This window comes from Massilia sp. PWRC2 (assembly GCF_049896725.1).
Classification (GTDB): Bacteria; Pseudomonadota; Gammaproteobacteria; order Burkholderiales; family Burkholderiaceae_D; genus JAFCUW01.
In genome coordinates, this window is sequence record NZ_JAFCUW010000003.1 from 287,896 (window position 1) to 304,651 (window position 16,756).

Genomic DNA, 16,756 nt, shown 5'->3' on the forward strand with positions numbered 1-16,756 from the left:
GATCATCGATTGCGGGTGTGCGCCAGCATGCGCGCGGCGTCGCGCAGCGGCGCCATGCCGAACAGGCGCGCATATTCGCGGCTAAACTGGGTGGCGCTTTCGTAGCCGACATCGTAGGCGGCCGCCGCCACGCTGCTGCCCTTGGCCACCATCAGTGTACGTGCGTGCATCAGCCGGATACGCTTCTGGTATTGCACGGGACTCAACGAGGTCGCTGCCTTGAAGTGGCGGTGAAAGGCCGACACGCTCATCGCCGCCCTGGCCGCCAGCGCCTCGACCCGCAAGGGCAGGTGGAAGTCGCGGCGGATCCAGGTGATCGCGCTCGCCAGCCGCGCCATGGTGCTGTCGGGCGCGGCGATGGCTCGCAACATGGCGCCATGCGGCCCTTGCAACACGCGGTACAGTATCTCGCGCTCGTACGCGGGCGCCAGCGCAGCGATATCGCCTGGGCGGGTCATCAGGTCGAGCATGCGTGTCCACGCGTCGAGCAGCTCCGGCGTCACCGCTGCCACCGAAAAGGCATTGCCGCCGCTGTCGGCGCAGCCCGGCGGCAGGTCGGCGATCAGTTCGGCCAGGATAGACGGCACCAGCGTTAGAGCCACCGCCAGGTAGGGGCGACCTGCCGCATCGGCGCGGATCACGCCGACCGCCGGCAGCTCGACCGACATGACGAAATAGGTCGCCGGATCATAGTCGAAGGTCTGCTCGCCCACTGTCATCGTTTTGCTGCCTTGCAGGATCAGGTTGATCATCGGCTCGTACACGGTGGCCAGTTCGTGCTCGGCGATGGCGCCGCGCACCATCGTCACGCGCGCGATGCCCGTCTCCAGCCGCCCATTCCCGGGCAGCGCTGCCAGAGCGCGCAGCCGGTCCATCTGCTCGTTGTGTTTTTTGTCCATGATGGATTGGACCTTAACGCCGGCCAGCGCACAAGGGCAAAGCAGGATCAGGCAGGTTTCAGGCAGGATTGGATGTGTCCGATCACCGCGGCGTCGCTACAGTGAAGGCCTCACTTTCAATCACTGGAGTTTTACATGCAAGTCATCGTCATCACCGGCGGCAGCCGCGTCAACGCCGTCTCGCCCGGCGCCATTCGCACTGAGCTTGGTGGCGGTTTAAATGCGGCATTCGAAACCATGCTCGCCGGGCAAACTGCGCTGGGCCGCGTTGGTGAGCCCGACGTTGTCGGCCGTGTCATCGCCACCCTGCTCTCCACCGACACCGCCTGGGTCAATGCCCAGACCATCGAAGTGGGCGGCGGCTATCTCATTGAATGCAACAGGCCCGTTTGCTGCCGACGCGGCCATCCCTCATTCAGAAAGATATTCCATGACTTCCACCATCCTCATCTATGGCGCCACCGGCTACACCGGCACACTGGTCGCCATGCAGGCGCGCGACAGCCAGCTGGCGTTCGAGATTGCCGGCCGCAACGCTGCGCAAGTTGCTGAACTGGCAGAGACGCTCGGCGTGCCGTTTCGCGTCTTCGCACTCGACGATCCGGCCGCCATCCGCACCGGCCTGGCTGGCATGACTGCCGTTCTCCATTGCGCCGGCCCGTTCGCCAGTGCGGCGCAGCCCTTGATGGACGCCTGCATCGCCTGCGGCGTCCATTACCTTGATATCACCGCCGAATATAACGTTTATGCACTGGCGCAAGCACGGTCCGCGCGCGCACCGGCCGCCGGCGTCATGTTACTGCCCGGTGTCGGCTGGGATGGGGTGCCGAGCGATTGCCTGGCACGGTATCTTGCCGCCAAAGTTGAACAACCCCTGCATCGCAACATGGCATTGCAGGTTGCCAATTCGATGTCGCGCGGCGCGGCCAGCAGCGTGGGCGAAATTGTTGGCGTTGGTCTGCTGGTCAGGGCCGATGGCGCCATTGTGGCCAAGCCTGACGCAACGCCACAACGCTTCGACTTTGGTGCCGGTCCGGTCGACTGTGTGCCGCTGTCGTTCGGCGATCTGATTACTGCCTGGCACTCGACCGGCATTCCCAATATCGCCCTGTTTGTCAACATCAAAGACAACATCTTGCCGCAAGAGGTAGCGGCGATGGCTGCAGGTCCGTCACTCAAAGAGCGCGTTGCCAACCGCGCCAGCGTCGTGGCGGAAGTTACTGCGAGCGATGGCACGGTGGTGCGCGCGCGCATCGATACCGTGAACGGTTATAGCTATACGCCGCTCGCTGCCGTCGCTGCTTTAAGCTTGCTGGTGGCGGGGCAGGTCAAGTCAGGATTTCAAACGCCGGCAACCGTGTTCGGCGCCGGCTTTGCCGTGTCGATTGCAGATACACGCATCATCGACATGGCGTAACGGTGGCGGTGCGCCTGTTGCGTGGCCCAGCCAGGCGTCGATGAAGACAGTAAGGGCCGCTTTGGCGGGCCGATGGTTCACGCTGTCATGTGGGTATTCTTGGCAAACATGCTGTCGCGATGACGCCGCAGCGCTCCATCTGGACGAAAAAAAACCGGACAGTGTCCGGTTCGATACAGCGTACAGCGCGGCGCCACAGCGGCTCAGGCACCGGATTTGCTGCCATTGCGGCGTGCACGCGGGGTGAACATGGTCAGGCGGATGGCGACGACGACGGCAGCGAGGGCGACCGGGACGAACTCGAGCAAATTCATGTCCATGGCTTAATCCCGCGCCGCGATGGTGCGCAGTTCGGCTGCCAGGTTCGGCGAAAAATGCTCGACGTCGCGGGCCAGGGCAAACATCTGGCGCAGGCTGCGCTGGCGCACGGCTGGCGTCACTGGCGCAACGACGCGCACTTCCTGAACGACGAACTGGCGCGCCTGGGCGGCAAACAGGGCATCGGCGAAGGCGCGGGCGGCGCGGGCCAGGTCAGAAAAGTAATTGCGCAGGGCAGCGCTGTCATGCGAAAAAGAGGCGGTAGTCATGGTGTCGGTCCTTGAAGTGTGGCGTTGTTGCAGTGCAGTATAAGTAGCCCAAGTCAATACAGGAACTTTTATTTCCTGATGCCATCCATAAGCAATTCGTATATCTAGGGCGTGTTGTAAGCAAATAAAGGCAAAATGTTATTTGTGAACACAAATCGAAATGAGAGTGATTCCTATTTACAGAAAGTCCAGACTCCTTTATGATCGTGTTCAAGTTGATGCCGGCAGCACCGGCGGCATCGCCCACCAATTCACGACGCCACAAGGGAACCATGAACCACTCGTCCGTTTGCCAGCCACTGTCGCTGCGCCAGTCCGCCTCTTATTTCACCGCCACCGCCACCGCCACCCCGTTGCAGCGTTCGAGCCTCGCCATGAGTGTCTCGGCTGCCATGCTGTTGATGCCGCTGGCGGCGCTGGCGCAAAGTACGGCAAGCAGCCCTGATGGCACCCAGGTGCGCGAACTGGGCGAGGTGATCGTGCTGGGCAAGCGGGTTGAATCGAATCCCAACGCCGAAGTGGGCTCGCCCTACAAAGCGCGCACCTCGGGCGACGCCCGCCACACGCGCCCGCTGGCCGAGACGCCGTCGACCATCACGGTGCTGACCAAGACCGCCATCGACGACGCCGGCGTCACTGACCTCAAGCAGATCCTCGCCGCGCAGGCGGGCATCACCCTGGGCACCGGCGAAAACGGCAATGCCTTCGGCGACCGCTACATCATTCGCGGCCAGGAAGCGCGCAGCGACGTGTTTGTCGATGGTCTGCGCGACCCTGGCATGAGCACCCGCGAAAGTTTCGCCGTCGAGCAGCTGGAAATTGCCAAGGGCCCCAATTCGAGCTTTGCCGGTCGCGGTACCGCCGGCGGCGCCATCAACGCCATCACCAAGCAGGCCACGCTCGATCACGATTTCACGCGCGTCTCGGCCGGTCTTGGCACCGACAGCCAGAAGCGTTTTACGACGGATTTCAACAAGGGCTTCGGCGAAAACTTCGCGTTGCGTGTGAATGCGCTGTACGGCGACGAACATGTCCCCGACCGCAAACCGGCTGCGCGCGAACGCAAGGGCGTGGCGATCTCCGGCCTGTATGAAGTGAACAAGGACCTGTCGGTCACCCTCGATTATTATGGCTTGCGTACGCACGACACCGCGCCCGACCTGGGCGCTTATCTGGCGGGCGCATTGCCCAACCGGGTGCCGGCCACCGATGTGCCGGTGTATGCCCAGAGCAGCGACTTTTTGAAATCAGACGTCGACACCGTCACCGCCCGCATCAACTGGAAGCTGGCGCCGAATCTGCGCCTGACCAGCCTGACCCGCTACGGCACCTCCAACAATGGCTATGTCACCACCGGTGCTTCGAGCGGCACGCGCTACAACGGTGTCACCGGCGTCGGCTACACCACCGGCGCCATCGATGCTGGCCACAGCGGCTGGCAGGAGGTCGATTACTTTGCCCACCAGAGCAATCTGCGCTTCGACACCACCCTGGCGGGCCTGAAAAACGAATTCATTGTCGGCGTCGAGTACACCGATCACAAGGTCGTCTCCGGTAACTACGCCCTCACCAACAGCGCTGCCGCCAATTGCCGCTCGTCGAACGCCACCACCGCGCCGACTGGTCCGAACAACGCCTACTGCTTCATCACACCGAATGGCACGGCGGTGACCGACCTGGCCAATCTGGCCGGCCGCAGTGCCACCCGGCTGGGCAAGAACCAGGACTGGCGCGTCAAAACCGTGGCCGTCACCGCCATGGACACGGTCGACCTGAGCGAGCGCCTGTCGGCCTTTGGCGGCGTCCGCGCCGACCGCTTCGACCTCGACCTGGTGCGCATCAATAACAGCACCAACGTCGTCAGCGGCGCCTACGGTTACAAGGACACCCTGGTCAACGGCCATTTTGGCCTGACCTATAAACTGGCCAAGGACCTGATCACCTACGCCAGCGCATCGACGGCGCAGGATATCAACGGCGGCGAAGCCGATGCGGGCACCAGCAGCGGCTACGGCGGCGCCGTGCTGTACCAGAACCAGATTGCCGGCGCCAAGCCGGAAACCTCGACCAACCTGGAACTGGGCACCAAGTGGAATCTGCTCGACCAGCAGCTGCTGGCCACCGCCGCGCTGTTCCAGACCACCAAGAAGGACGTCATGGAAGGCGCCAATTACGACACCATCGGCACCTTCAATACGGGGAAAAACCGCGTGCGTGGTTTTGAACTGGGCCTGTCAGGCGACGCCACCGACAAGCTGTCGCTGCAGGCTGGCGCCGCTGTCATGAAATCGAAAGTGCTGGCCTCGGCCACCGCCACCAACATTGGCAACCCGCTGTCGAACTTCGCCGACAAGTCGTATTCGCTGCAGGCCAAGTACCAGTTGACGGACGCCTTCTCGGTTGGCGCCATCCACCGCTACGAGAGCAGCCGCTGCGGCGGCCAGCCTGATACGGGCGCCGGCTACACCAATGGCACATGCGCGCAGCCGGTGCCGTCGTTTAACGTCTCCGACCTGTTCGCCGCCTACCGCTTCAACAAGAAGCTCGACGTTCGCGTCAATGTGCTCAACGCCTTCAACAAGGATTACTATACGGCGGTGTACCGCTCCGGTTCTTTCCTCTACAAGGGTGATGCGCGGTCGGTACGGGTGACGCTCAACTACGAAATGTAAGCGGCCGGGGGACTGTCACCGCATTGTGACGGTCCCATTTTTCATTGAGTGCGCAGCCTGCCAGCAGGGCGCCTTTTCAATTCATTCAGCGATGACCAGCACCCCCTTGCAAAGCGCCCTGACCAGTATTCCCATCGACCTCGTCTGCGCGCTCGACTACGAGCGTCTGGCGCCGCAATTCATGGCGCCGCCCACGCTCGCCTATATCGCCGGCGGCAGCGGCAGTGGCAGCAGCAGCGCCGCCAACCGCGCGGCGTTTGCGCGCTGGTCGGTGCTGCCGCGCATCCTGCGCGACGTCAGCCATGGCCACACCCGCCTCAAACTGGCGGGCGTACCGGTTTCTCACCCCATCCTGCTGGCGCCCGTGGCGTTCCAGGCGCTGGCCCACCCGGGCGCCGACATCGATAGCGCACGCGCCGCCGCCGCCGTCGACGCCACCATCATCAGCAGCACACTGTCGTCGTTCACCGTCGAACAGATCGCCCGGGCGGCCGGCGGACCGCACTGGTTCCAGCTGTATTTTCAGCCCCGGCGCGAGGCCACCATGCGCCTGTTGCGGCGCGCCGAGGCAGCCGGCTGCAGCGCCATCGTCGCCACCTTTGACGCCGTCATCCAGGCTCCCGGTCACGCTGCGCTGCGCGCCGGCTTTCGCTTGCCGCCATCGTGCGTTGCCGCCAACCTCGCCAGTGAGCCCGCCGCCAGCGCGCTGTCCGCGCTGGCCGACGGCGACAGCCGCATCTTCCAGGGCGCCATGCGCGGCGCCCCCACCTGGGACGACCTGGCCTGGCTGCTGACGCAAACGCGTTTGCCGGTGTGGGTCAAAGGGGTGCTGCACCCGGACGACGCCCGCCAGCTCGCTGCCATGGGGGTGGCCGGCATCGTCGTCTCCAACCACGGCGGGCGCGGCCTCGATGGTGCCCCCGCCAGCCTCGATGCGCTGCCGCAGGTGCGCGCAGCGGTCGGCAGCCTGCCGCTGTTGTTCGACGGTGGCATCCGCAGTGGCAGCGATATCTTTAAGGCGCTGGCGTTGGGGGCGGACGCCGTGCTGGTGGGCCGCCTGCAACTGTATGCGCTGGCGGTGGCCGGCGCGCTGGGCGTGGCGCACATGCTGCAATGCCTGCGCGAAGAACTTGAATTGTGCATGGCGCTGGCCGGTTGCGCCACGCTCGATCAGATCGATCGCGCCACGCTGTGGCGTCAACCCGCCTAGGAAGGAACCATGCTGATCACCCTCGAACAAGTTTTAAGCAAGGACGAAGTACGCCAGTTTCGCGCCCATCTCGATGGCGCCGACTGGGAAGACGGCGCCCGCAGCGGCGGCACATTGGCGCGCACCGTCAAGCACAACCGCCAGCTGGACGACAGTGCCGAACTGGCGCATAGCCTGGGCAACCACATTGTGCGCACGCTGGGCGCGCACGCGCTGTTCGTGTCGGCCGCCTTGCCCCGTAAAATTTATCCACCGCGCTTTAACCGCTACGACGTCGGTGGCGGTTACGGCACCCATGTCGACAGCGCCATCATGCATGTGGCCGACAGCGCGATGAGCGTGCGCACCGATCTCGCCGCCACCCTGTTTTTGTCCGAGCCGGACGAGTACAGCGGTGGCGAGCTGGAAATCGAAGGCCAGTTCGGCGCCCAGGCCATCAAGCTGGCCGCCGGCGACATGGTGCTGTACCCGGCCTCGAGTCTGCACCGGGTGGCACCAGTCACGGCCGGCGCCCGCGTGGCGTCGTTTTTCTGGGTCGAGTCGCTGGTGGGCGACGATACCGCCCGCGCCACCCTGTTCGACCTCGATTCTGCGATTCAGCAGTTGACGCCGGTGCTCGAGGCAAGCGATGCCCGCCTGCTGAAACTGACCAATGTGTATCACAACCTGGTGCGCCGCTGGGCCACCACCTGACCCCTATCATTGAAGGAAGCCCATGAAATCGACCTCCCCATCGCGCCGCACCATCGCCAGCCGTTTGCTGCTGTGCGCACTGCTGGCCGGCGCTGCCGCCGGCGCCAGCGCCCACGGCGATGTCAAATGCAAGGCCTACCCGAAAGAGCAGTGGAAGTCGCACGAAGAACTGGCGAAAAAACTGGCTGCCGAAGGCTGGACCATCCGCCGCATGGAAGTGTCGAAAACCTGCTACGAGGTGTACGCCAAGGACCCGCAGGGCAAGCGCGTCGAAGCGTTTTTCGACCCCGTCACTTTTGCCCGCGTTGAAGAGTAAGGGGCCGTCGCAGCGGGTGTGGGATATGCCGGTGCGTTTGCTGCACTGGCTGCTGGTGCTGACGATTGCCGGCGCCTGGTTGAGCCGCAGCCGCATCGGCCCCCTGCACGAATGGCTCGGCTATGGCGCCGCCGCCGTGGTTGGCCTGCGCCTGTTGTGGGGAGCACGCGGCAATGCCTACGCCCGCTTCGGCCAGTTCGTGGCGCCGCCGCGCGCCACGCTGCGCTATCTGCGCCAGATTGCCAGTGGCAGCGCAGCGCGCTATCTGGGTCACAACCCGGCCGGCGGCGCCATGGTGGTGGCGCTATTGACCACGGTGGCGCTGGTGGCGCTGTCGGGCTGGGCCACCACCACCGATCTGTTATGGGGCTATGCGTGGCCGGTGCGCCTGCATACGGCGCTGGCCTGGCTGCTGCTGCTGCTCATCGGCTTGCACATCGCTGGCGTGCTGCTGGCCAGCTGGCAGCATCGCGAAAACCTGCTCAAGGCCATGCTCACCGGCCGCAAACGCCCGCAATAACGGCCTGCCTGACGGGTCACACCAGGGTGACGCTGCCATCGACCAGGCGGCGGCCATCGAGGCCGATGCAGTAGTGATGCTGGTCGCCGCTGACGTACAGGGTAGGGCGCGTGCGCAGGCCGATCGGCGCCTTGAAGCGGGCCGAGATGGCCGTGACCCGCTGCGCGCTGGTCTGCTCGAGCAGGGCGCAGGCGGCGGCGACGCTGTGCATGCCGTGAATGATGGGCCGGCGCTGGCCCATCAGGCGCGCCGACCAGCGCCACAGGTGAATCGGATTCCAGTCGCCCGACACGCTGGCGTATGCGCGTCCGAGCGCGCCACCGACTGCCCAGCCACCAACCCGCTTGCCTTCGATGGCCTCGCGCTGCGCCGCCGGCGCCCCTTTGCGCTTGCCTGGCCTGGCCAGATACACACTGCGGCAGCTAAATACGGCGGCACCGTCCTGGGTCGCCACTGTCTGCAGAGCGCAGACGATGGCGCCGCTGGCGCTGGGTGCGGCCACTGTCACCGTGGTGCGCAGGTGCAGCGCGCGCAGAGGGTCGGCGGGGCGCTCTTCCTGCAAGCTGTTTTCCAGATGGACCATGCCGGCCACCCTGAATGGAAACGCCGCGCCCAGCAGGGTCGCCAGGTGGGCGCGCTGGGTCAGCAAATAGTAGTAGGTGAGGGGAATGCGCTCGCTGGTAAAGCCGAGCAGGGCCTTGTAGCGCGCCACATGGTCGACGTCGAGCCGCTCCAGGATAAATTCGCTGTGCAGCGCGGCGGGCGTGCCTTCACTCGGGGTAGCGCGCTTGAACAGCGCGGCCAGCAAACTCGATATGCGCATCGACGGCAGGGGTGGAATCATCGGACCATTATGACCGAAGGCGGGCGCCGGCGGCGTTTGCCATGGATCGCTGTCAGGCCAGTTCTACGCCACCAGCGGCAGCGCCGTCGAACAGGCGATCCATTCGAGCAGCGCGGCCGATTCCAGCGGCCGGCTGTACAGATAGCCCTGGCCCTTGTCGCACTGCAGTTCGTTGACCACCCTGGCCTGGGCCGCCGTTTCGACGCCCTCGGCGACGGTGTCCATACCGAGGCTGCGCGCCACCTTGACGGTCGCTTCGATCAGCACCCGGTGGTGGGCGCTGGAGTCGCTCTGGCTGACAAACGAGCGGTCGATCTTGACGGTGTCGACCGGCAGCAGGTGCAGGCTGGCCAGCGACGAATAGCCGGTGCCAAAGTCGTCCAGCGCCAGCTTGATGCCGAGCGCCTTCAGTTCGTGCAGACGGCTTTGCACCTGGCCGTCCTGGGCCGCCAGGCTTTCCGTCACTTCCAGCTGCAGCTGGCGCGGATTCATCGCGGTGGCTGCCAGAATCTGCGCTACGCGGGCGACAAAGCCGCCCTGCGCCAGCTGCGCGCGCGACAGGTTCACGGCCAGCAGCCGTGGTGCCGCGCCGCCCAGCAGTGCCTGCCAGCTGACGAAATCGCTGCAAGCCTGTTCGAGCACGAAGTCACCGAGCGCGCCGATCAGGCCACATTGTTCGGCGATGTCGATAAATTCGAGCGGCGGCACCACCCCGCGCACGGGATGGCGCCAGCGCACCAGCGCTTCGACGCCGGTGGCGCAATCGATGCGGCCGTCCGGCAGCAGGCCCACCACCGGCTGGTAGACCACGAACAGGTGCTGTTCCTGCAGGGCGCGGCGCAATTCGCCTTCGATGTCGCCGCGCCGCACGGCGCGCTCGCGCATGCTCTGTTCGAACAGCATGAAGCCGCTGGCGCCGGCCTTGGCCAGGGTCATGGCGATGCTGGCGTCGCGCAGCACGCTGTCGGCTTCGCCGGCCGCTTCGCTGCCCATGACGATGCCGATGCTGACGTTGCAGATGATTTCGTGGCCGTTGATGAGATACGGTTTGCGGACATTTTCCAGCAGCCGCGCAGCGACGCTTTCGACGTCGGCGGCGCCGCGCATGGCGTCGAGCACGATGACGAATTCATCGCCGCCGATGCGCGCGGCCATCTGGCCGCCGGATGCCGGTGTGCGCACGCCGTCGCCCGGCTGGCGCAGCACCGCGCGCATGCGGCCGGCCATGGCGATGAGGACCTGGTCGCCGGCGGCGTTACCGAGCGAATCGTTGATGTGCTTGAAGCGGTCGAAATTGATGAACAGGACAGCGAATTCGGCCAGCGCGCCGCTCTGGCGGTTCATCATCAAGCCGATCTGTTCCTGCACCGCACGCCGGTTCGGCATTTGCGTGAGGGCGTCGATGCGGGCGGCGCTGTTGAGGCGGTGGGCAATGGTGTCCTGCTCGCGCTGCGCTTCGGCAGTGGCGTCGGCCAGCACCGCCATCAGCTTGTCGGCATCGAGCTTGAGCAGACTGATGGCAAGGCACTGGCGGCGCGCGTGGCTATCGCCGTCTTCACCGAGCACGATGCGAAACGATTCGCAGATCACCCCGGCCGGGCTGACGAACAAGGTGGTCATCTGGCGCAGTTCGGGCGCCACCGGGTCGAGTACGTCGAACAGGTTTTGCATATTGCCGTCGCGCGCCAGCGGCATCAGCAGGCTCGATGACATCGGGTTGAGCATCTCGATGGTGCCGTCCATGGTGATCTGCACCAGGCCGATCGGCGCGCGGTACAGAAACTGGATCAGCGCCTCGTTGGCGGCGCTGTCAGAGTCCATCGCTCGCTTCTTGCCGCAGCTCCTGCGGCGCCCGTTGATGGTCCTTGTAGACCGGGGTGTCTTCGCGCCACTGGTCGACGCGGTTGCGCCCGCGTGCCTTGGCTGCGTACAGCGCCTGGTCGGCCCGTTTCATCAGGCCTTCCAGCGTCGTCACCCGCGCATCCATCGTCGCCACACCGGCGCTGACGGTGTAGCCGATGGCGGCGCCATCGATGCGCACGGCGGCTGCTTCGACGGTCGCCCGCAGGCGTTCGGCAACGGCGCTGGCGGCGGCCAGGTCGGTCGACGGCAGCAGCACGGCAAATTCTTCACCACCGACGCGGGCGACGATGTCGACGTCGCGGAAGGTCAGATTGAGGGCGGCGGCCAGGTGGCGCAGCACGGCGTCGCCACCGGCGTGGCCGTAACAGTCGTTGACCGCCTTGAAGTTGTCGGCGTCGATCATGATCATCGAGGTCGGCCGCGGCGCGCGGCGGCGCCGTTCGAGCTCGATTTCGGCCGCTTCGAAAAACGCCCGCCGGTTGCTCAGTCCTGTCAGGTAGTCGCGCAAGGCGGCATTGCGCTGGCGCTCGGCGCCCGGCTGCTTGTCGCCGATGTCGCGCATGATCAGCGAATAGGCACTGGTGGCGCCATCGTCGTGCTCGCGCAGCGGCGAGATCATGGCGCTGACGCGAAAATGGCTGCCATCGGCGCGCACGCGCACGCCGTCGTCGAGGCTCCAGCCATCGCGTTCGGCTTCGCCGAGGCGGTCGGCCAGATGGTCGGCGGTGGTCGCACCAGGCGGATAGAACAGCGCGTAGGACTGGCCCACCGTCTGTTCGGCGTTAAAGCCGGTGACCCGGCCGATACTCTCGTTCCACGATTCGATGCGTCCTTCGGTATCGAGGCGCACCATGGCGTAGTCGCTGATGCTGGTGAGGATGGCGTTGAGCCAGGCATCGGTCTGGCGCAGCTCGCGCTCGCGCCGCACCTGGTCGGTGACGTCGCCAAGTACCGCCATCAGGCGTGCTTCGCCCAGTTTGACCACCGACAGCGACAGCACGCGCGCGCTGACCTTGTTGCGGCTGTCGTGATCGAGGTAGAGGTGGATGCCGTCACAGACCATGCCTTGCGGCGCGCTGAAGTCGCTGCACAGGTGGCGCAGGTCGGGCGCCACGCCCTGCAGCGCGGTAAACAGGTTGTCGAGATTCGAGTCGGCCGCCAGTGGCATCAGCAGCTGAGCCGCCACCGGATTCATCATCGAAATGGTACCGTCGAGCGAGGCCTGGACCAGGCCGACGGGCGCCAGATACAGAAACTGGATCAGCGCCTCGTGCTCCTCGGTTAATTGGGCGAGTTGAAATTTCATCAGGTGGCGCGCTTGACCAGCACGTAGCGCACGGCGGCGCCGTGAACGGCGATCAGGCGCAGCGCCACCTTGATCGGGCGCATGCGCAAGGTCAGCACATAATCGATGGTGACGTCGAGCGTGTCAGCGGCGTCGCTGGCATCGTCAAAGCGCTGCGCCACCAGAAAATTGTTCATGCACGGTGCCACCACGGTAAACAGGGGCTGGCCGAGCACCCGGCTGGCGGTCAAGCCGGCCGCATTGGCTTCGAATGCGTTGTAGCGGCTGACCACGCCATTGGCATCGAAACCGATCACGCCAAAGTCGAGGTTGTCGAGTTCTTCCGAGGAGAACCGCGCCAGCTGCTCACCCAGCTCTGCCTGGGCGAACGAGCAGGCGATGGGGACCACTGCTGATTGGGTCATTGTGTGTACTCCTGAAAAATGGTAAGCGGCATCAAAAGCGTAGTCTATCCGAACCGACAGCATATTGTTGGCGCTCAGAAACAATTGTAGGAATCACGCGACGGTTTGTTACATATTTGTAATTTTTTGTTAAGCCTGACCATAATGGTGGCAGAGGTCCGCTGCGCTGTGGCGGCGGGCGCGTGGCTGGCTTGAACGGGCGAAAAAAAATTTGATCAAGAACAAGGGAGTTACGTGCAAAAAATTGCAAAAACGACAGGTGTGGATGGCGCGCCGCTGCCGCGCCCGTGGTGGCACGCAGCCGGCAGCTTGCGGCGCTTCGTGGCGGACCTCGTCGATGGCGAGTTGGGCCGGCTGCGCCCGGGCGCCCAGCACGGCCCAGCGCTGGCGACGCGGCCGGCTGCAACCGACCTGGTGGCTGACCTGGGCGCCGATTCGCTCGAGCTGATGGCGCTGTGCGCGGCGCTGACTGAAACCTTGCACCTGGGCCACGCCGCCATGCTTGATGGCTTGCTGGCCGATACCCGGCTCGATAGCTGGGTGGCGCTGACGGCGGCCGCGCTGGATGCCGATGCCGATGCCGACGTTGTTGCCGGCAACGGACAGCTGACCTTTCGTACCTCGGGCAGCATCGGCACCCCCAAGCCGTGCGTGCACGATCTGGCCAACCTGCTGCAGGAAGTGGCGGTGCTGGCGACCCTGCTGCCGGGCCGCCGCCGCATCGTCAGCGCGGTGCCGGCCCACCATATCTATGGCTTCCTGTTGACCGTGCTGCTGGCGCAACAGGCCGCCGCGACCGATCCCTCGGCGTCGTCGCTGGTGGTGTGCGATGTCCGCGCGCAGCTGCCGGCCGCTGTCTGGCAAAACGCCAGGGCGGGCGACCTGGTGATTGGCTATCCGCAGTTCTGGCAGGCAGCGCTGGCGGGCGCTGGCGCCGCGCCGCTGGCCGCCGATGTGGTCGGCGTCAGCTCGACGGCGCCATGCGCGGACGCCCTGGCGACAGCCCTGCTGGCGGCCGGCCTCGCCCGGCTGCTGCAGATCTATGGCAGCTCGGAAACCGCCGGAGTCGGCTGGCGCGACGCGGCCGCTGCGCCGTATCAGCTGCTGCCGTTCTGGCAGCGTTCATCACAAGGGGAGGGCGAGGACGCCGACGGCGCCATCGTGCTGCGCACGCTCGCCAGCGGCGCCACGCAGCCGTACCGCTTGCAGGATCGGCTGCACTGGTACGACGATGGCCGCTTCCTGCCGCTCGCTCGGCTCGACGATGCAGTCCAGGTGGGTGGCATCAATGTGTTTCCCGCCGCGCTGGCGACCTTGCTGCGCCAGCATCCCGCAGTGCAGGATGCCGCCGTGCGCCTGATGCGGGCCGACGAGGGTGAGCGCCTCAAAGCGTTTATTGTGGTCAACGAGGGGAGTCAGGGTGCCGACCCCTTGTTACTGCATGCGCAGCTCGATGCGTGGATGCGCGCGCAGGTGGCGCCCGCCGCGCGCCCGGCCAGCTACACCTTTGGCGCGGCGTTGCCGCGTCAGCGCAATGGCAAGCTGGCCGACTGGATCATCGACGCCGGCAGTTAAGGAAGAAATTGTGGGTGCATGTCGCCTATAATTGTGCCGCGCATAAATTTTGTGACGCGGCGCCCGGCTTGCCGGCTCGCATGCTCCCCATGCTCCTGTTCGTTGGACTGTTGATGTTGTTGATGTTGCCGATTCGATCTATTAGCGCTGTGTTGTTTTGTTTCGTTGCTGCCAGCGGCAGCGTGAAGGCCGGTATTCAAGCCAAAGCAGGCTTTGACGACTGTCCCCGTTTTTTCCTCAATGCTTATTTGCCCAAGTTGCCGGCGAGCGCACCCGGTCGGCAGCGCCAGCTGTGCTTCGATGCCTTTGCGGTGCTCTATTCAGGGCAAAGCAAAACCCCGCTGTACGTCGTCGAGCGGCTCAACAAGGCGCAACTGGCCGACGCCAGCGACGAAGTACGTACCAATAAATTCTACGAAGAAGCGCGCCTGCCGGGCGCCGACCGCGCCCATCTGGCCGATTTCAAGGCCCGCCTCGATGGTGAGGATGCCCGTTTCGACCGCGGCCACATGGCGCCGGCGGCCGACATGCCGACCGCGCGTGCGATGGCGCAGTCGTTCAGTCTGAGCAATATGGTGCCGCAGGCGCCGGCCAATAATCGCGGCCCGTGGGCCAGGAGCGTGGAAAAAGCCACCCGCAAGTACGTGATGCGCGCTGCCGGCGACGTGTATGTGTTCACCGGCCCTGTCTACAGCGCGCCGCTGCGCACGCTGGGGCCGGGCCAGGTGTGGATTCCTGCATCGCTCTACAAGCTGGTGGTCGATCCCAGCGCTAACCGCGCCTGGGCCCACTGGATCGACAACACCGACAGCGCGCGCGCGGGGCGGCCGATTTCCTACGAGGAACTGGTGCGCCGCACCGGCATCGATTTTTTGGGAACCATGCGGCCGGGCATTTGAAGCAGCGCGGCGGTAATGCCGTTCAGTCAGAGCAGGGCGACTGTCCGATTTTTGCTTTGAAACGAACGGCGTCGCCGGCGCGGCAGCCGGCGTATTGGCTGCGTATTGGCTGCGTATTGGCTGCGTAGTGGCTGATTAGTGGCTGCTGCGTCGCTGCCGCCCGGCTCCTGCTTAAAATTTGTAGCTCACGCCCAGGCGCAGCACGGGATACGCCTTGAAGCTGCTGGTGTCGTCTTGCAGCGAGCGGCTTTCGGCGGCAACGTCGGTGGCGATCTGGCTGCACACCGCAGCGATTGCCGTGCAGCCACGATTGCTCAGGCTGGCGTTCGGCGCGCCCTGGAACAGCACCCCGATATCGGTCGAAAAGCCCCAGCCCTTGTCGGCGGCGACGGCGTTGCCCCAGCCGATGCCCAGGTAGGGCGCGACTTTGTGGAAGTCCACAGTACCGTTCAGGCTGCCTACGGCTGTCGCTGGATACACGTGGCCGTTGAGCGTGTAAGTGCCGCTGCTTTTGGGGCGGCCGTTGACGTCGATCTTGTTGCCGTTGTAGGCCAGACCGCCGCTGACGCGGAAGCCGCCCGCCATCGGAAAGTAGTCGAGCAGGGCGTCGACGGTGGCCATCTTCAGCTTGTAATCGTAGTCGACGTCGGAGGTGTTGCCGTCGCGCGAGATGCTCAAGCCATTGATGCCGACGCGGGCGTTGAGCGCTGTGGCGACCGGCACACTCACGTGCAGGCCGGCGCCGGTGGTGCCAACACTGGCGGTAATGCCGGCGTCCGCCTGGGCGACGCCCATGGTCGACAGCGTCAGCAAGGCGGCAAAGCCGATGGAGAATTTTTTCATGACGTTCCCTGGTTGTTTGGATCATTGTCGGCGCCCTCGTGGATGGAGCGCTCGCTCTTACATTTCTTCGAAATTTATTCTTAAAAATGTAAGATCAACAGATTAACAAGTCACGTAAATACCGAAAAGTATTTTTATGGAAAACGCCTGGTTATCGGCGAAATACAACAGATAGTTAGCGGGTGATGGTCTTGCGCGCCACGCCATTGCTGGTACGGTGGTAGACGATCTTCATCGTGATGGAGTTGCGAGGGAAGGTCCTGGACAGGTCAAGCCGGTTTTTGACAGTGCCTTCGTTGCGTGAGCGATGTGCGACTGATGTGCGACAGATGTGCGACAGATATGCGACAGATGCGCCGACGCTTGCTCCAACAGTTGAGGAGCACGCTGTAGCTTCGCTGCGCGACGATCATATGGTAGCCGGCGGAGGTGTCTGCAAATACTGCCGACCACGCAGGCATCTATTTTTTTATGGCGTGTTTCGAAAAATTTGCCACTGATTTTCCCACGCTGGTTCATAAAGAAATTTATGGTCGGGGTGAGAGGATTCGAACCTCCGGCCTCTGCGTCCCGAACGCAGCGCTCTACCAGGCTGAGCCACACCCCGACGGCGTTTTTTGTCTTTCAACTGCCTGTCATGAGTGTAGAAAACCGCAGCGTCGCTTGTCAACCGTCAGCGTCGACGGCTGGCGGCGGCGCTGCCGTGGG

The 16,756-nt window shown here is 64.5% G+C and carries 16 protein-coding genes and 1 tRNA gene; 9 read left to right on the forward strand and 8 right to left on the reverse strand.

The annotated features are described in order from the left end of the window. Window positions 1–2: 2 nt before the first annotated feature. Complete coding sequence (locus ACP7BZ_RS08985; protein ID WP_426112213.1) at window positions 3–899, reverse strand: AraC family transcriptional regulator N-terminal domain-containing protein; 897 nt, start codon at window positions 897–899, stop codon at window positions 3–5. A gap of 135 nt (window positions 900–1,034) precedes the next feature. Here ACP7BZ_RS08985 and ACP7BZ_RS08990 point away from each other — a divergent pair, with 135 nt between their 5' ends. Further along, window positions 1,035–1,451: an SDR family oxidoreductase gene (locus tag ACP7BZ_RS08990; RefSeq protein ID WP_426112215.1), complete on the forward strand. Its 417-nt coding sequence runs from the start codon at window positions 1,035–1,037 to the stop codon at window positions 1,449–1,451. Then, window positions 1,387–2,316 carry a saccharopine dehydrogenase NADP-binding domain-containing protein gene (locus ACP7BZ_RS08995; protein WP_426112420.1) on the forward strand — a complete coding sequence of 310 codons (930 nt, stop codon included), beginning with the start codon at window positions 1,387–1,389 and terminating at the stop codon, window positions 2,314–2,316. The genes ACP7BZ_RS08990 and ACP7BZ_RS08995 overlap by 65 nt, the downstream gene beginning before the upstream one ends. A gap of 323 nt (window positions 2,317–2,639) precedes the next feature. Here ACP7BZ_RS08995 and ACP7BZ_RS09000 read toward each other — a convergent pair whose 3' ends face one another. After that, window positions 2,640–2,903, reverse strand: coding sequence for a hypothetical protein (locus tag ACP7BZ_RS09000; protein WP_426112217.1), 264 nt, complete (start codon window positions 2,901–2,903; stop codon window positions 2,640–2,642). Window positions 2,904–3,175: 272 nt separating this feature from the next. Here ACP7BZ_RS09000 and ACP7BZ_RS09005 point away from each other — a divergent pair, with 272 nt between their 5' ends. The 5 genes from ACP7BZ_RS09005 (at window position 3,176) to ACP7BZ_RS09025 (ending at window position 8,314) form a co-directional block, all read left to right on the forward strand. Next, window positions 3,176–5,575 carry a TonB-dependent receptor gene (locus tag ACP7BZ_RS09005; RefSeq protein ID WP_426112219.1) on the forward strand — a complete coding sequence of 800 codons (2,400 nt, stop codon included), beginning with the start codon at window positions 3,176–3,178 and terminating at the stop codon, window positions 5,573–5,575. Between the two features lie 91 nt (window positions 5,576–5,666). Continuing rightward, complete coding sequence (locus ACP7BZ_RS09010; RefSeq protein WP_426112221.1) at window positions 5,667–6,785, forward strand: alpha-hydroxy acid oxidase; 1,119 nt, start codon at window positions 5,667–5,669, stop codon at window positions 6,783–6,785. A gap of 9 nt (window positions 6,786–6,794) precedes the next feature. Then, window positions 6,795–7,478 (forward strand): Fe2+-dependent dioxygenase, encoded by a 684-nt coding sequence (locus tag ACP7BZ_RS09015; RefSeq protein ID WP_426112223.1) that lies wholly within the window; start codon window positions 6,795–6,797, stop codon window positions 7,476–7,478. Window positions 7,479–7,500: 22 nt separating this feature from the next. After that, window positions 7,501–7,794 (forward strand): PepSY domain-containing protein, encoded by a 294-nt coding sequence (locus ACP7BZ_RS09020; protein ID WP_426112225.1) that lies wholly within the window; start codon window positions 7,501–7,503, stop codon window positions 7,792–7,794. Between the two features lie 25 nt (window positions 7,795–7,819). Further along, window positions 7,820–8,314: a cytochrome b/b6 domain-containing protein gene (locus ACP7BZ_RS09025; RefSeq protein WP_426112227.1), complete on the forward strand. Its 495-nt coding sequence runs from the start codon at window positions 7,820–7,822 to the stop codon at window positions 8,312–8,314. A 16-nt stretch (window positions 8,315–8,330) separates the two neighbouring features. On the opposite strand, the gene ACP7BZ_RS09030 is transcribed toward ACP7BZ_RS09025, so the two are convergent. The 4 genes from ACP7BZ_RS09030 to ACP7BZ_RS09045 form a co-directional block, all read right to left on the reverse strand. Then, the gene (locus ACP7BZ_RS09030) at window positions 8,331–9,158 is read right to left on the reverse strand and encodes a MaoC/PaaZ C-terminal domain-containing protein (protein ID WP_426112229.1); all 828 of its coding nucleotides are present in this window, start codon (window positions 9,156–9,158) and stop codon (window positions 8,331–8,333) included. Between the two features lie 63 nt (window positions 9,159–9,221). Further along, on the reverse strand, window positions 9,222–10,979 hold the full coding sequence (locus tag ACP7BZ_RS09035) for a putative bifunctional diguanylate cyclase/phosphodiesterase (protein ID WP_426112231.1): 1,758 nt from the start codon (window positions 10,977–10,979) through the stop codon (window positions 9,222–9,224). Then, a complete protein-coding gene (locus ACP7BZ_RS09040; RefSeq protein ID WP_426112233.1) occupies window positions 10,969–12,327 on the reverse strand; it encodes a diguanylate cyclase in 1,359 nt (452 codons plus the stop codon). Before ACP7BZ_RS09040 ends, ACP7BZ_RS09035 begins: the two co-directional genes overlap by 11 nt. Then, window positions 12,327–12,731 (reverse strand): PAS domain-containing protein, encoded by a 405-nt coding sequence (locus tag ACP7BZ_RS09045; RefSeq protein WP_426112235.1) that lies wholly within the window; start codon window positions 12,729–12,731, stop codon window positions 12,327–12,329. The genes ACP7BZ_RS09040 and ACP7BZ_RS09045 overlap by 1 nt, the downstream gene beginning before the upstream one ends. Window positions 12,732–12,965: 234 nt before the next feature. Here ACP7BZ_RS09045 and ACP7BZ_RS09050 point away from each other — a divergent pair, with 234 nt between their 5' ends. Both ACP7BZ_RS09050 and ACP7BZ_RS09055 read left to right on the forward strand, forming a co-directional pair. Then, window positions 12,966–14,306 carry an AMP-binding enzyme gene (locus ACP7BZ_RS09050; RefSeq protein ID WP_426112237.1) on the forward strand — a complete coding sequence of 447 codons (1,341 nt, stop codon included), beginning with the start codon at window positions 12,966–12,968 and terminating at the stop codon, window positions 14,304–14,306. An 80-nt stretch (window positions 14,307–14,386) separates the two neighbouring features. Next, a complete protein-coding gene (locus tag ACP7BZ_RS09055) occupies window positions 14,387–15,205 on the forward strand; it encodes a DNA/RNA non-specific endonuclease (protein WP_426112238.1) in 819 nt (272 codons plus the stop codon). Window positions 15,206–15,376: 171 nt separating this feature from the next. Here ACP7BZ_RS09055 and ACP7BZ_RS09060 read toward each other — a convergent pair whose 3' ends face one another. Together ACP7BZ_RS09060 and ACP7BZ_RS09065 are read right to left on the reverse strand one after the other, a co-directional pair. After that, on the reverse strand, window positions 15,377–16,048 hold the full coding sequence (locus ACP7BZ_RS09060; protein WP_426112240.1) for a hypothetical protein: 672 nt from the start codon (window positions 16,046–16,048) through the stop codon (window positions 15,377–15,379). Between the two features lie 530 nt (window positions 16,049–16,578). Further along, window positions 16,579–16,655 (reverse strand) — tRNA-Pro (locus ACP7BZ_RS09065). Window positions 16,656–16,756 lie beyond the last annotated feature (101 nt).

Excerpts from the sequence above, each read along its gene's own strand:
- ACP7BZ_RS08985 (WP_426112213.1), bottom strand. The coding sequence starts at position 899 with ATGGACAAAAAACACAACGAGCAGATGGACCGGCTGCGCGCTCTGGCA.
- ACP7BZ_RS09020 (WP_426112225.1), top strand. The coding sequence starts at position 7,501 with ATGAAATCGACCTCCCCATCGCGCCGCACCATCGCCAGCCGTTTGCTG.
- ACP7BZ_RS09035 (WP_426112231.1), bottom strand. The coding sequence starts at position 10,979 with ATGGACTCTGACAGCGCCGCCAACGAGGCGCTGATCCAGTTTCTGTAC.
- ACP7BZ_RS09030 (WP_426112229.1), bottom strand. The coding sequence starts at position 9,158 with ATGATTCCACCCCTGCCGTCGATGCGCATATCGAGTTTGCTGGCCGCG.
- ACP7BZ_RS09000 (WP_426112217.1), bottom strand. The coding sequence starts at position 2,903 with ATGACTACCGCCTCTTTTTCGCATGACAGCGCTGCCCTGCGCAATTAC.
- ACP7BZ_RS09005 (WP_426112219.1), top strand. The coding sequence starts at position 3,176 with ATGAACCACTCGTCCGTTTGCCAGCCACTGTCGCTGCGCCAGTCCGCC.
- ACP7BZ_RS08995 (WP_426112420.1), top strand. The coding sequence starts at position 1,387 with ATGCAGGCGCGCGACAGCCAGCTGGCGTTCGAGATTGCCGGCCGCAAC.
- ACP7BZ_RS08990 (WP_426112215.1), top strand. The coding sequence starts at position 1,035 with ATGCAAGTCATCGTCATCACCGGCGGCAGCCGCGTCAACGCCGTCTCG.
- ACP7BZ_RS09025 (WP_426112227.1), top strand. The coding sequence starts at position 7,820 with ATGCCGGTGCGTTTGCTGCACTGGCTGCTGGTGCTGACGATTGCCGGC.
- ACP7BZ_RS09015 (WP_426112223.1), top strand. The coding sequence starts at position 6,795 with ATGCTGATCACCCTCGAACAAGTTTTAAGCAAGGACGAAGTACGCCAG.
- ACP7BZ_RS09045 (WP_426112235.1), bottom strand. The coding sequence starts at position 12,731 with ATGACCCAATCAGCAGTGGTCCCCATCGCCTGCTCGTTCGCCCAGGCA.
- ACP7BZ_RS09060 (WP_426112240.1), bottom strand. The coding sequence starts at position 16,048 with ATGAAAAAATTCTCCATCGGCTTTGCCGCCTTGCTGACGCTGTCGACC.
- ACP7BZ_RS09055 (WP_426112238.1), top strand. The coding sequence starts at position 14,387 with ATGCTCCCCATGCTCCTGTTCGTTGGACTGTTGATGTTGTTGATGTTG.
- ACP7BZ_RS09040 (WP_426112233.1), bottom strand. The coding sequence starts at position 12,327 with ATGAAATTTCAACTCGCCCAATTAACCGAGGAGCACGAGGCGCTGATC.
- ACP7BZ_RS09010 (WP_426112221.1), top strand. The coding sequence starts at position 5,667 with ATGACCAGCACCCCCTTGCAAAGCGCCCTGACCAGTATTCCCATCGAC.